The organism is Phyllobacterium sp. T2-21 (assembly GCF_055378485.1).
In genome coordinates this window covers 1,945,355-1,957,673 of the sequence record NZ_AP027912.1, presented here as the reverse complement: position 1 = coordinate 1,957,673, position 12,319 = coordinate 1,945,355, and the positions used below count along the sequence as shown (strand labels likewise).

At 59.7% G+C, this 12,319-nt stretch carries 14 protein-coding genes; 10 read left to right on the top strand and 4 right to left on the bottom strand.

The features are described 5' to 3' along the window. The first annotated feature begins 52 nt into the window (after window positions 1-52). From ACZ5FP_RS09795 to ACZ5FP_RS09785, 3 genes are all read left to right on the top strand, one after another. Window positions 53-502: a hypothetical protein gene (locus tag ACZ5FP_RS09795; protein ID WP_223611220.1), complete on the top strand. Its 450-nt coding sequence runs from the start codon at window positions 53-55 to the stop codon at window positions 500-502. A 13-nt stretch (window positions 503-515) separates the two neighbouring features. After that, window positions 516-1,265, top strand: coding sequence for a ribonuclease T2 family protein (locus tag ACZ5FP_RS09790; RefSeq protein WP_464659840.1), 750 nt, complete (start codon window positions 516-518; stop codon window positions 1,263-1,265). Window positions 1,266-1,495: 230 nt separating this feature from the next. Then, window positions 1,496-2,092, top strand: a complete 597-nt coding sequence (locus ACZ5FP_RS09785; RefSeq protein ID WP_403172498.1) for a glutathione S-transferase N-terminal domain-containing protein — start codon at window positions 1,496-1,498, stop codon at window positions 2,090-2,092. A gap of 63 nt (window positions 2,093-2,155) precedes the next feature. Here the strand turns inward: ACZ5FP_RS09785 and ACZ5FP_RS09780 are convergent, their stop codons facing one another. Continuing rightward, a complete protein-coding gene (locus ACZ5FP_RS09780; protein ID WP_223611223.1) occupies window positions 2,156-2,797 on the bottom strand; it encodes an outer membrane protein in 642 nt (213 codons plus the stop codon). 501 nt (window positions 2,798-3,298) lie between these two features. On the opposite strand from ACZ5FP_RS09780, the gene ACZ5FP_RS09775 reads away from it, so the two are divergent. The 6 genes from ACZ5FP_RS09775 to ACZ5FP_RS09750 all read left to right on the top strand — a co-directional run bounded on the left by ACZ5FP_RS09775 (window position 3,299) and on the right by ACZ5FP_RS09750 (window position 8,038). Beyond that, the gene (locus ACZ5FP_RS09775; protein ID WP_223611224.1) at window positions 3,299-4,063 is read left to right on the top strand and encodes an SDR family oxidoreductase; all 765 of its coding nucleotides are present in this window, start codon (window positions 3,299-3,301) and stop codon (window positions 4,061-4,063) included. Continuing rightward, window positions 4,060-6,168, top strand: coding sequence for an excinuclease ABC subunit UvrC (gene uvrC, locus ACZ5FP_RS09770; protein ID WP_374042748.1), 2,109 nt, complete (start codon window positions 4,060-4,062; stop codon window positions 6,166-6,168). The genes ACZ5FP_RS09775 and uvrC overlap by 4 nt, the downstream gene beginning before the upstream one ends. A gap of 111 nt (window positions 6,169-6,279) precedes the next feature. Continuing rightward, window positions 6,280-6,864 carry a CDP-diacylglycerol--glycerol-3-phosphate 3-phosphatidyltransferase gene (pgsA, locus tag ACZ5FP_RS09765; protein WP_223611225.1) on the top strand — a complete coding sequence of 195 codons (585 nt, stop codon included), beginning with the start codon at window positions 6,280-6,282 and terminating at the stop codon, window positions 6,862-6,864. 4 nt (window positions 6,865-6,868) lie between these two features. After that, window positions 6,869-7,126, top strand: a complete 258-nt coding sequence (moaD, locus tag ACZ5FP_RS09760) for a molybdopterin converting factor subunit 1 (protein ID WP_346306802.1) — start codon at window positions 6,869-6,871, stop codon at window positions 7,124-7,126. 4 nt (window positions 7,127-7,130) lie between these two features. Further along, complete coding sequence (locus tag ACZ5FP_RS09755; protein WP_346306801.1) at window positions 7,131-7,610, top strand: molybdenum cofactor biosynthesis protein MoaE; 480 nt, start codon at window positions 7,131-7,133, stop codon at window positions 7,608-7,610. Next, on the top strand, window positions 7,607-8,038 hold the full coding sequence (locus tag ACZ5FP_RS09750) for an META domain-containing protein (RefSeq protein ID WP_464659836.1): 432 nt from the start codon (window positions 7,607-7,609) through the stop codon (window positions 8,036-8,038). Before ACZ5FP_RS09755 ends, ACZ5FP_RS09750 begins: the two co-directional genes overlap by 4 nt. Before the next feature lie 66 nt (window positions 8,039-8,104). On the opposite strand, the gene ndk is transcribed toward ACZ5FP_RS09750, so the two are convergent. Both ndk and ACZ5FP_RS09740 read right to left on the bottom strand, forming a co-directional pair. Continuing rightward, window positions 8,105-8,527 (bottom strand): nucleoside-diphosphate kinase, encoded by a 423-nt coding sequence (ndk, locus tag ACZ5FP_RS09745; RefSeq protein ID WP_077114036.1) that lies wholly within the window; start codon window positions 8,525-8,527, stop codon window positions 8,105-8,107. Window positions 8,528-8,773: 246 nt separating this feature from the next. Beyond that, on the bottom strand, window positions 8,774-9,466 hold the full coding sequence (locus tag ACZ5FP_RS09740) for a glutathione S-transferase family protein (RefSeq protein ID WP_464659833.1): 693 nt from the start codon (window positions 9,464-9,466) through the stop codon (window positions 8,774-8,776). A gap of 371 nt (window positions 9,467-9,837) precedes the next feature. Between ACZ5FP_RS09740 and ACZ5FP_RS09735 the strand changes: the two genes are divergently transcribed. Further along, complete coding sequence (locus tag ACZ5FP_RS09735) at window positions 9,838-11,736, top strand: ABC-F family ATP-binding cassette domain-containing protein (protein WP_346307791.1); 1,899 nt, start codon at window positions 9,838-9,840, stop codon at window positions 11,734-11,736. Between the two features lie 184 nt (window positions 11,737-11,920). Here ACZ5FP_RS09735 and ACZ5FP_RS09730 read toward each other — a convergent pair whose 3' ends face one another. Beyond that, on the bottom strand, window positions 11,921-12,211 hold the full coding sequence (locus tag ACZ5FP_RS09730; protein WP_346307792.1) for a GIY-YIG nuclease family protein: 291 nt from the start codon (window positions 12,209-12,211) through the stop codon (window positions 11,921-11,923). Between the last annotated feature and the right edge of the window lie 108 nt (window positions 12,212-12,319).

Here is a 12,319-nt window from a genome sequence, read left to right as displayed (position 1 = left end):
ATCGGCTGTCCGACATTGGTCGCAAATCGATACCTCATGGAGAGTGACCCCTATGGCACGCGTTTCCACCCTTCTCGCCACGACCCTTGGCGCTGCATTGGCAATTTCGTCCGCCGTTCCGGCGTTTTCCGCCGATTACCTGCAACGCGCGCCCAGCCAGACCTATGACGATACCTGCGGCAAATCCGGCGTCCTCAATCGCATCGTCAACCGGTTCTCCTATCAGGTGCATCACGTTCCGGGCCTGCAGCAGGTGGCGATCCAGGATTTCAGCGACGTTCATCAGCAACGCTATGAGCCGAGCCGCAATCCGGAAATGTCCGCCGTCCCGCGCTATTATTGCCAGGCGACCGCCCATCTCTCCGATGGCAGGCAGCGTCCGGTCTGGTACGTGGTCGAGGAAGGCTTGGGTTACGCTTCCATCGGCAACAATGTCGAGTTCTGCGTGGCCGGGTTCGACCGCTGGAACGTTTACAATGGCAGCTGCCGCAGCCTGAAATGATCCGTGACCGCTGATGCAGCTCGGCAGCCTGGCGCGCTACGCCCTGTTTGCAGCGCTTCTCGGCGTGTCGGTACTGACCTATCTGCGTGAGCAGCAGCCGCGGGAAAGTCTTGTTCCGCAACAGACCCCCGAGGTGATTGCCGCGGGCGAACGCCAGACAACCGGCGCGCCCGCCGCACCCGTACCGGCGGGCACCGGTTTTGATTTCTACGTTCTCGCATTGTCCTGGTCGCCCAGCTATTGCGCCGCCGAGGGCTCCAATGCCAACCGGCAGCAATGCTCGACCGGGCGCCCCTACGGCTTCGTCGTGCACGGGCTCTGGCCGCAATATGAACAGGGCTATCCGCAGGACTGCACCACCGACGAACCGCGCGACGTGCCGTTCAGCCAGGCCAGGCAGCTCTCCGACGTCATGCCCTCCGCCGGGCTCGTCACCTATGAATGGCGCAAGCACGGCACCTGCACCGGATTGACGCAGAAAGATTATTTTTCCGTGATGCGGCAGGCGGTATCGCGCGTTGCCATCCCGTCCGCCTACAGCCAGCCCACCCAGCGGGCGCCCGTCAATCCGCAGCTTGTCGAACAGGCCTTCGTCGCGGCCAATCCGGGAATGACGCGGGATGCGGTCTCCGTCACCTGCGACAGCACATACCTGCGTGAGGTGCGCGTCTGCCTGACCAAGGACCTGCAGTTCCGCAGCTGCCCGGAGGTTGACCGCTCCTCCTGCCGCCGGCGTTCCGTCGACATGCCGGGAACGCGGTAGAACATCCATTCCCGCACTGCATGATTTGTCGTGCGTGGTTCGACAAGCTCACCATGAGGGGAAACTGGGGATTGCAGGGAGCACTATTCTGCAACGTTTGTGATGAGCCCTGCAGCCAAACCACCTCCCTCATGGTGAGCTTGTCGAACCACGCACAATTTTGACCGCTTTGCGAAAACCCGCCGGGCGTTTACCGTTCGCCATCGAATCGTCAACCGAGGAGCGTCATCGTGACGAAAGTTCTGTATTCCCCCGCCTCGCCCTACAGCACCAAGGTGCGCATGGTCGCCCATTACGCCGGCATTCCGATTGAAAGTGTCCTCGTGGACACCAATACGGCCCCGGCCGAACTGATCAACGCCAATCCGCTCGGCAAGATTCCGACACTCATTCTCGACGACGGCAAGGCGCTCTACGACAGCCGCGTCATCACCCAGTATTTCAACCGCGTGTCGGGCAACAAGATTTTCCCGCGCAATGCCGAAAAGCGGCTGGAGGCGGAACAGCTGGAATCCGTTGCGGACGGCCTGTGCGATGTCCTGCTTGCCCATGTCTATGAGCGGCGTTTCCATCCGGAAGAGAAAATCCATCAGCCGTGGCTCGACTGGCAATGGGCCAAAGCGATCCGCGTGCTCGACTATCTCAATGCGGCGCCGCCGCGCCTCGGCAAGAAGCTGCATGGCGGCCATATCGCGCTGGCCGCCGCCCTCGCCTATGCAACCCTGCGGTTCGAAGGCAAATGGGAAAAGGGCCGTTCGAAACTCAAGCGCTGGCAGAAGCGGTTCGAAGAACTGCATCCCGAGCTTGCGGCGCTTCTGCCGAAGTAAATCCCGAACAACAAAAAAGCCGGGCAGTTTCCTGCCCGGCTTTTTCTGGAGGTCAAGTCCAGATTAGAACTTGTAGCCAACACCAACGCGAACTTCGTTCGTGGTGATCTTGTTCGATACGCTGTCGATGCCGCCCAGATCATAGTCCTTCTTGCCAAAGTCGGTGTAGCGATATTCAACGCGACCGACGATGTTCTGGGTGATCTTGGCTTCTGCACCGGCACCGGCAGTCCAGCCGACGTGGGTCTTGCTTTCGCTGCCCAGAGGACCGGACAGCTTGCTGTCGGTAATGGCAACACCGCCTGTACCGTAGAGCAGGACCGGATCAAGAGCGATACCGGCACGGGCACGGATAGAACCTTCTACGCCCTGCTTGGCCTTGTAGCCGAAGTTGTTTTCCTTGGCACCGGAGTAGCCGATGTCGCCTTCAGCACCGTATACGAACTGGCCGTTCTGCAGGTTGTAGCCGCCGTAAGCGCCACCCTTCAGGCCGTCAGCATCGAGCTTGCCAACACTGGTCTTGTTCTTGTTCCAGCCATAACCGCCGTAAACACCGAGGTATGCACCGGACCAATCGGCCTGGGGCGCCTGGTACGCAGCTTCAGGCGCAGGAGCCTGTTCGGTGATGACGTCAGCAGCGAGAACTGGGGCGGAGAGCGTCAGCACAGCCGCCGAAGCGAGGATCATTGTCTTAAGAGTGCGCATGGCAATCTCCTTTTTTTAAACTCTTCTACACGGAGCGGGCACTTGGTCGGGGGGATAAACCAAAACTTGCGTCCGCTGAACGAGAGGAACATTCGCTTCTCATTGTGGCGGCACTCGCGCCAGACTGTGAAAAGAAACTGTCGAGAAAATGGCAGAAATGCGATGTGTTCATTATGCAACATTTTGAATTAGCCAATGATTTCAACGATGTAAAAATAGTACGACAAAATAGATTTTACGAAATATTTGAGAAAATTTTATTGAAAAGTCCGCAATCCGCCGGTTTCAATATAGTATACTTAACCGATACTTAAACTCTGCCTTATGCTTGCATTTCTCGGCCAATTTTCGTGGCTATACGCACCTTCATCTGGCAAAAATGCCATGAATGAAACGAATGACTGGAATTTCTCATTTGTCAGTGCAGATGCCGCCAAACCCTCGCGCTTTGCCGATATCCTCCCTATATTCGAGCATGAATCGCAGGACTGGGAGAGCCATTTGCACAGAGATAAGACCGTTGCCCTTGTCACAGGCGGCGCAAGGCGCGTTGGTAAGGCGATTGTAGAGAATCTTGCCGCCAACGGTTTTGCTGTGGCTATTCATTGCAATCATTCGCTCGAAGAGGGTCAAGCCCTGCTGCGTGCAGTAGAGGCGGCCGGAGGCACCGCGGCGGTGGTCCAGGCGGATCTGACCGACGGCGATGCGGTTCGCGGCCTGATCGGCAGCGCCGAGGATGCGCTCGGTCCGGTGGAAATTCTTGTCAACAATGCGTCGATCTTTCATGACGACGGGTTCGGCAATTTCGACGACCACGTCTGGGACAGGCATTTCGCCGTGCATGTGAAGGCCCCGGTCCTGCTGGCGGATGCGATGAAATCGGCGCTTCCCGACGGGGAGAACGGCCTCATTGTCAATATTATCGACCAGCGCGTGTGGCGGCTCACGCCCAAATTCACCTCCTACACCCTGTCGAAGGCCGCATTGTGGGCCGCGACCCAGACCATGGCGCAGGCGCTGGCCCCGCATATCCGGGTCAATGCCATCGGTCCGGGGCCGACCATGCAGGGCGAACGTCAGGAGAGAATCGATTTTGAACAACAAGTTGACGGCCTGCTGTTGAAACACGGGCCCGATCTGGCAGAATTCGGCAACACGATCCGCTATCTCTGGCAGACGCGCTCCATCACCGGGCAAATGATTGCCCTGGATGGCGGGCAGCATCTGGCGTGGGAGACGCCGGATGTCACGGGAATGGCAGAATGACCAACGCACGCAATCATCCGGCAATCGATCCGGCCCCGCCGCTTTCCCCCGACGGGAACGCGGAGGATACCGATGTGATGCTGGATGATGACGGTCCGCTCGCCGAGGAAAACAGCGAGCCGATCCGCGATGTCGCCGCACTGATCAATGCGATCGAATGGGATTCCAGCGTCGAAAGCGACGGAACCAGCGGTGCCGATGTTATTGGCGAACTGGTCAAGCGGCTGCCTAACAAGCCCGGCGTCTACCGCATGTTCAACGGCGACGGCGATGTGCTCTATGTCGGCAAGGCCCGCAACCTGAAGAAGCGCGTTTCCAACTATGCACGCGGTCAGGGCCACAACAACCGTATCGCCCGCATGATCCGCGAAACCATGAAAATGGAATTCGTCGTCACCCGTACCGAGACCGAAGCGCTGCTGCTGGAAGCGAATCTCATCAAGCGCTTGCGCCCGCGCTTTAATGTTCTGATGCGGGACGACAAGTCGTTTCCCTATATCCTGCTGACGGCGCCCAAGCAGACCGACCGGCGGCTGGCACCGGGCATTTTCAAGCATCGCGGTGCCCGCTCCTCGAAGGGCGATTATTTCGGCCCCTTTGCCTCGGCGGGTGCTGTCGGGCGCACGATCAACGCGCTGCAACGCGCCTTCCTGCTGCGCACCTGCACCGATTCGTTCTACGAAAACCGCACGCGCCCCTGCCTGCTCTACCAGATCAAGCGCTGCTCCGGTCCCTGCACCGGTGAAATCAGCGAAGCGGATTATGACGAGCTGGTCACCGAGACCAAGGCGTTTCTGTCCGGCAAGAGCCAGGCGGTGAAAACCCATCTGTCCGATGCCATGCGCGAAGCTTCCGCCGAACTCGATTTCGAGCGCGCGGCGGTCTATCGCGACCGCCTGTCTGCTCTCTCCCACGTCCAGTCGCATTCGGGCATCAACCCGCAATCGGTTGAAGAGGCCGACGTCTTTGCCATCTATCAGGACGGCGGCACCACCTGCATTCAGGTGTTCTTCTTCCGCACCGGCCAGAACTGGGGCAACCGCGCCTATTATCCCAAGGCCGACTCGTCGCTGTCGAGCGCCGAGGTGCTCGGGGCCTTTCTGGCGCAGTTCTACGACGACAAGCCCTGCCCCTCGCTGATCATGCTGTCGGAAACGGTGGAGGATCAGGAGCTGCTCGGTGTCGCCCTGACGGCGAAATCCGACCGCAAGGTGACGATCACCGTGCCGCAGCGCGGCGAGAAGAAGGACCTTGTCGAGCACGCGCTCAGCAATGCCCGCGAGGCGCTTGGCCGCCAGCTGGCCGAAACCTCGTCGCAGTCGCGCCTGCTCAAGGGGGTCGCGGAAACCTTCGGTCTGGAAAAAACACCGCGCCGCATCGAGGTCTACGACAACTCCCACATCATGGGCACCAATGCCATCGGCGGCATGATCGTCGCGGGCCCGGAGGGTTTTGTCAAAAACCAGTACCGCAAGTTCAACATCCGCTCGACGGAGATCACGCCGGGCGACGATTTCGGCATGATGCGCGAAGTGATCGAGCGCCGGTTCAGCCGCCTCGTCAAGGAACACGGCACGCCGGAAAACAAGGACATGCCGGATGCACCGGCGGATGAGGAGATCGATGAATTCGACGAGGAGTCCGATGCCTTCCCCGCATGGCCTGATATCATCCTGATCGACGGCGGTCAGGGCCAGATGAGCGCGGTGCGCGGCATTCTGCAGGAGATGGGGATTGCCGACAAGGTGACGGCCATCGGCGTTGCCAAGGGCGTGGACCGCGATGCCGGGCGCGAGCGGTTTTTCATGGAGGGCAAGCAGTCCTTCACCCTGCCGCCGCGCGATCCCGTCCTGTATTTCCTGCAGCGGCTACGCGACGAGGCGCACCGCTTTGCCATCGGCACGCACCGCGCCAAGCGCAAGAAGGAAATGGTCAAGAATCCGCTGGATGAGATCGCCGGGATCGGCCCTTCACGCAAACGTGCACTGCTTCATCAGTTTGGCACGGCTAAAGCTGTATCGCAGGCCGCTGTCGAGGATCTGATGAAGGTGGACGGGATATCGGAAGCAATGGCCATCACCATTCGCGATCATTTTCGCACCTAGTTTGGTTTACTTATTGAAATCGGGACACAATTGCGCCCGACTCCGGAATGATGAGCTTGACGTTTGGCGGACAAGCCCGTTTGATCGGCACTGATTTGATTGGTTGGAAATATGCCCAAGAACAACGCCTACTCCTTGCCGAACCTGTTGACCTATGGGCGCATTCTCGCGGTGCCGCTGGTCGTGCTGTGCTTTTTCCTTGAAGGCAGCCTGCAATCCAGCGATGCGGCGCGCTGGGGCGCGCTGGCGATTTTCGCCATTGCCAGCATCACCGACTTCTTCGACGGCTATCTCGCACGCATCTGGAAACAGACCTCGACCATCGGCCGCATGCTCGATCCGATAGCCGACAAACTGCTGGTATCGGCCTGCCTTTTGCTGCTGGCGGCGGACGGAACCATTGCCGGCTGGACGCTGTGGGCGGCGATCATCATCCTGTGCCGCGAAATTCTCGTTTCGGGCCTGCGCGAATATCTGGCGGAACTGAAGGTCAGCGTGCCGGTGAGCCAGCTGGCGAAATGGAAGACGACGATCCAGATGTTTGCCGTGGCCATCCTTCTGGCGGGACCCGCCGGCGACAAGATCGTGCCGCATACGACGCAGTTCGGCATCGCCCTGCTGTGGGTGGCGGCCCTCGTGACACTCTATACCGGCTGGGACTATTTCCGTGCCGGCCTCAAACATGTGGTAGATTAGAGCCATGGCAGTGAAACTTGTATATTTCGCGTGGGTGCGCGAACGCATAGGCAAGGGCGAGGAGATCATCGATCTCGCGCCCTCCATCGTGACCGTCGGCGATCTCCTGAGCCATCTCAAAACCCGCGGCGAGGAATATGAGGCGGCGCTGGAATATCAGGACGTCATCCGCGTGGCCATCAACCAGGAACATGTCGACCACAAGACGCCGATTGGCGGCGCACATGAGATTGCCCTGTTCCCGCCCATGACCGGCGGCTGAAGCCATGTCCGGCGCGATCAGACCGCGCGTCGCCATCCAGAGCGACGATTTCGATACGGCCGCTGAAATTGCCCGTCTGACATCGGGACGCCATGACATTGGCGCCGTCGTCACCTTCAGCGGACTGTGCCGGGACGAGGCCGGGACGCTGCAGGCGCTTGAAATCGAGCATTACCCCGAAATGGCCGCCCGCGAGATCACCCGTATTGCCGGCGAAGCGCTTGGCCGCTGGCCGCTGACGGGCCTGACGGTCATCCACCGCTATGGCATGATCCGGCCGGGCGAGAACATCGTGCTGGTCGTGGCTGCCTCCGCCCATCGCCGCGCCGCCTTTGACGCTGCCGCCTTTCTGATGGATTATCTGAAGAATGCCGCACCCTTCTGGAAGAAGGAACACCTTGCCAGCGGTGCGGCAAGCGGCTGGGTCGAGGCCAAATCGACCGATGCGGCGGCGCTTACGCGCTGGCAGGAGATTGAGAAATGAGACGGCTTGCCATTCTGTCACTCTTCATCGGCTTCGCCGGCGTGATCGCGCTGTTCGGCCTGTCGTTCAAGGCACACAGCGAAAGCCGCGTGCCGGTCATTACCGATGTGTCCTGGCTGGCGGAAGACATCAATGGCGGCGGCGTCATCGACTTCGCCCAGACAACCCTCACGATCGGCCGTGACGGTGCGGTGAGCGGTTCCGGCGGCTGCAACCGCTTCATGAGCAAGGCTGTGGTCAAAGGCCGCAAGCTCACATTCAAGCCGGCGGCGGCAACGCGCAAACTCTGCCCGCCTGCCCTGATGGATCAGGAACACAAGTTCTTTGCCGCGCTGGAACGCACCCGTTCCTTTTCGGTCGTCGGCGGCAAACTCACCCTGCGCGATGCATCGGGCAGAACCATTGCGCAGCTGGCGCGGCAGGACTGAATTCACAGCCCTTTAAAACAAAAAAGCCGGGAAAATCCCGGCTTCTTGGTGTCTGATCTGAAACAATCAGCCGACGACTTCCGTACCGGAGAACCAGTAGGCGATTTCTTCTGCGGCTGTCTCAGGCGCATCCGAACCGTGAACCGAGTTTTCGCCGATCGACAGGGCGAATGTCTTGCGGATGGTGCCTTCGTCGGCATTGGCCGGGTTGGTGGCGCCCATGACTTCACGGTTGCGCGCAATGGCGTTTTCGCCTTCCAGAACCTGGACGATGGTCGGTGCGGAGGACATGAATTCAACGAGTTCGCCGAAGAAAGGACGTTCCTTGTGAACGGCATAGAAGCCTTCGGCTTCGCGGCGGCTCATCCAGACGCGCTTGGAAGCAACAACACGAAGACCAGCCTCTTCCAGCTTCTGTGTGATGGCACCGGTCAGGTTGCGGCGCGTCGCGTCGGGCTTGATCATCGAGAAAGTGCGTTCAATCGCCATGGAATAAAACCTTGTCGTTAGGGGAATTGGATGGCGGCTCTATAGCGTCAGGCAGCCCCTTTGCCAAGGGGCTGTGCCGAGAAACAGGCAATGGCATGGTGCGTGGTTCGACAAGCTCACCATGAGGGCGGTGGTTTGACTGCAATGCCAATCTGATAGGTTGCAGAATATATCCCCTGCAATCCTCAATCTCCCTCATGGTGAGCCTGTCGAACCACGCACAACCCTGCTGCCCAAATTGCAGACCTATGCAGCAGCACTGATCTCGCGGGCAATGCCGCCATGCAGATCGAGGCAGCGCTCGAACCACGCGTGCACCGGATCCTTCTCGTCCAGCAGCTTGAACGGCGTCAGCACCCGCACCCACTGGAACGCCCCGAACACGATGTAATCGCTGAACAACGGACCCTTGCCGCCGATGAACGGCTGTGACAGCAGCATCTTGCGCAGGGGCTCAAGGCTTTTGGTGAAGGCGTCGTGCCTGGCGTCACGTTCGGCAGCCACCGCCTCCAGCGGACGGCCGAAGATTTTCTCGCGGCTTTCGCGGAAATAGGCCTGGTTCGGCGCATCGAGAATATCGTGCACCGGCATGAGGATGACGAGATTCAGATAGGGATGCAGCGTCATCTGCGACCAGCCCTCGACGAAGCGGGCCATGGCCCGGCCACCCTCGCCCTTGAACAGCGATGGCCGGTCGGGATAGGTGTCTTCCAGATACAGGGCGATCTCGAAGGAATCCGCCACCCGCGTATCGCCATCGCGGATGATGGGCACCTTTGGCGAGAACGCGCCTTCGAGCTCCGGAATACCCTTGAACGACACGCGATTGCGGTTGAACGGCAGGCCCTTGTGGGCCAGCGACATCACGGTTTTCCAGCAATGCGGGCTGAATGGCCTGTTCAGATCCGTACCGACGAGTTCGTGCAGAATGATTCCCATGGAAAGGCGCCTCTGTTTGGATATTATGGCAGCAAGACTGACGCATTTCGGCGGAAAGTCAATTTGCTGCAACAGCATTTTCGCATGCGCGCCGCCTATAATCCGCGATGAATTGCATAACCAGCGTGCGTGGTTCGACAAGCTCACCATGAGGGACTTGGGCAGATTGCAGGGAACCAGTTCTGCGACGTATCAGATTGGCCTTGCACCAAACCACCTCCCTCATGGTGAGCTTGTCGAACCACGCACCTCCTGACAAGCGTGCCCAATCGGACACAGATATCGCCTAACCCGACTTTCCCGCGCAATCGGGCGATATCTGCAGCATGCACGGCTTGCGAAAAGCGCATTTCCCGTGCAAAAGCGCGGCCATGCTTATTCTCAACGACATATCCGTGCGTATGGCCGGACGCCTGCTGATCGATCACGCCAACCTCAACCTGCCGTCGGGCACGAAGGCTGGACTGGTCGGGCGCAATGGCGCGGGCAAATCCACCCTGTTCAAGGTGATCACCGGCGAGATGCCGGCGGAAACCGGCGATTTCTTCCTGCCCAAGAACATCCGCATCGGCCAGGTGGCGCAGGAAGCGCCGGGAACGGAAGATTCCCTGCTCGAGATCGTGCTGGCCGCCGACCAGGAGCGCACCGCCCTTCTCGCGGAAGCCGAAACCGCCACGGACCCGCACCGCATCGCCGAGATCCACATCCGTCTGGTCGATATCGACGCGCATTCGGCCGAAGCGCGCGCCGGTGCGATCCTCTCCGGCCTCGGCTTCGATTCCGAAGCGCAGAAGCGCCCGGCCTCGTCCTTCTCCGGCGGCTGGCGCATGCGCGTGGCGCTGGCGGCCGTGCTCTTCGCCGAGCCGGACCTGTTGCTGCTGGACGAGCCGACCAACTATCTCGATCTGGAAGGCACGCTGTGGCTGGAGGATTATGTCCGCCGCTATCCGCACACGGTCATCCTGATCAGCCACGACCGCGACCTTCTCAACTCGGCCGTCAATTCGATCATCCATCTCGACCAGACCAAGCTGACGCTGTGGCAGGGCAATTACGACCAGTTCGAACGGCTGCGCAGCGAAGCGCTGGAGCTGCAGCAGAAGCAGCGCACCAAGCAGGAAGCGCACCGCAAACATATGGAGGCCTTCGTCGAGCGTTTCCGCGCCAAGGCGTCCAAGGCCAAGCAGGCGCAGTCCCGCCTGAAGGCGCTGCAGAAGCTGAAGCCGATTTCGTCGGTGATCGAAGACCATGTGGCGCCGTTCCATTTTCCCGAACCGGAAAAGGTGGTGGCATCGCCGATCATCGCCGTTGAAAGCGGTGAAGTCGGCTACACGCCGGGCAAGCCGGTGCTCAAGCATCTCAACCTGCGTATCGATGCGGACGACCGTATTGCGCTGCTGGGTTCGAACGGCAACGGCAAGTCGACGCTGGCCAAGCTGATCAGCGGACGTCTCGCGCTGCAGAGCGGCCGGATGACGGTGGCGCCGAACCTGAAGATTTCCTTCTTTGCCCAGCATCAGCTCGACGATCTGGTGCCCGAGGACAATGCCATCGAGCATGTGCGCAAGCTGATGCCCGATGCGCCGGAATCCAAGGTGCGCGCCCGCGTCTCGCAGATGGGCCTGGCCACGGTGAAGATGAACACGGCGGCAAAGGATCTTTCCGGCGGTGAAAAGGCCCGTCTTTTGATGGGGCTTGCGACCTTCCAGGGTCCGAACCTGCTCATCCTGGACGAACCGACCAACCATCTGGATATCGACAGCCGTGAAGCGCTGATGCATGCGCTCAATGATTTCGATGGTGCCGTCATCCTGATTGCGCACGACAGGCATCTGATCGAAGCCACCATGGACCGGCTCTGGCTGGTGCGTGACGGTGCGGTTGCGCCCTATGACGGCGATCTCGACGCCTACCGTTCGCTGGTTCTGGCCGATGCCAAGGCCGAACGCTCCGGCAACAGCAAGATCAACGCCGATGACGGACAGAAGCTGACCAAGGCCGAGCAGCGCAAGTTGTCGGCGCAGAAGCGCGAAGCGCTGAAGCCGCTGCAGAAGAAGATCCAGGAAGCCGATGCCATGGTGCAGCGCTTCCAGAAGAAGATCGAGACCCTGCAGGACCAGTTGGCCGATCCGGTCATCTACAGCCGCGAGCCGGCCAAGGCGACGCAGATCGGCAAGGAAATCGGCTATGCCAAATCCTCGCTCGCCCGGGCGGAAGAGGAATGGCTGACGCTGTCGACCGAATATGAAGAGGCGATGGCTGATCTGTAACGGGAACGTTACCTCTCCTTACCGTGGTGCGTGGTGCGTGGTTCGACAAGCTCACCATGAGGGAAGTGAGTTGACTGCAAAGCTGATCTTAGACGTTGCAGAATAGTGCTCCCTGCAATCCCCCACCTCCCTCATGGTGAGCTTGTCGAACCACGCACCAGCCATATGCAGCCGGTTTAACTGTTCAAATTTTGCTGCGGTTTTTTGAGAGTTGAGACAGGCGTTCATAATCCAATGCGATCAGCGCCTGCTTTTTCACGCGTGACCACCCCTTGATCTGGCGTTCCCGTGCTATGGCATCAAGGATACGGTCGTAAGTCTCGGTGAAGACAAGTTGGACAGGGCGGCGGCGTTTTGTGTATCCATCGCAAATTCCTGCATTATGTTCCCAAACGCGGGCGTCAACGTCCTGTTTCGTTAGCCCCGTATAATATGATCCATCCGAGCACAGCAGAATATAGACTGTGACCTCCATGCCTGGCTCTCCATATGCGGCGCTGAATGCTAGGAAAACGGATCACAACAGGCAATTCGACAAAAGTTGCAATATGCACAGTGCGTGGTTCGACAAGCTCACCATGAG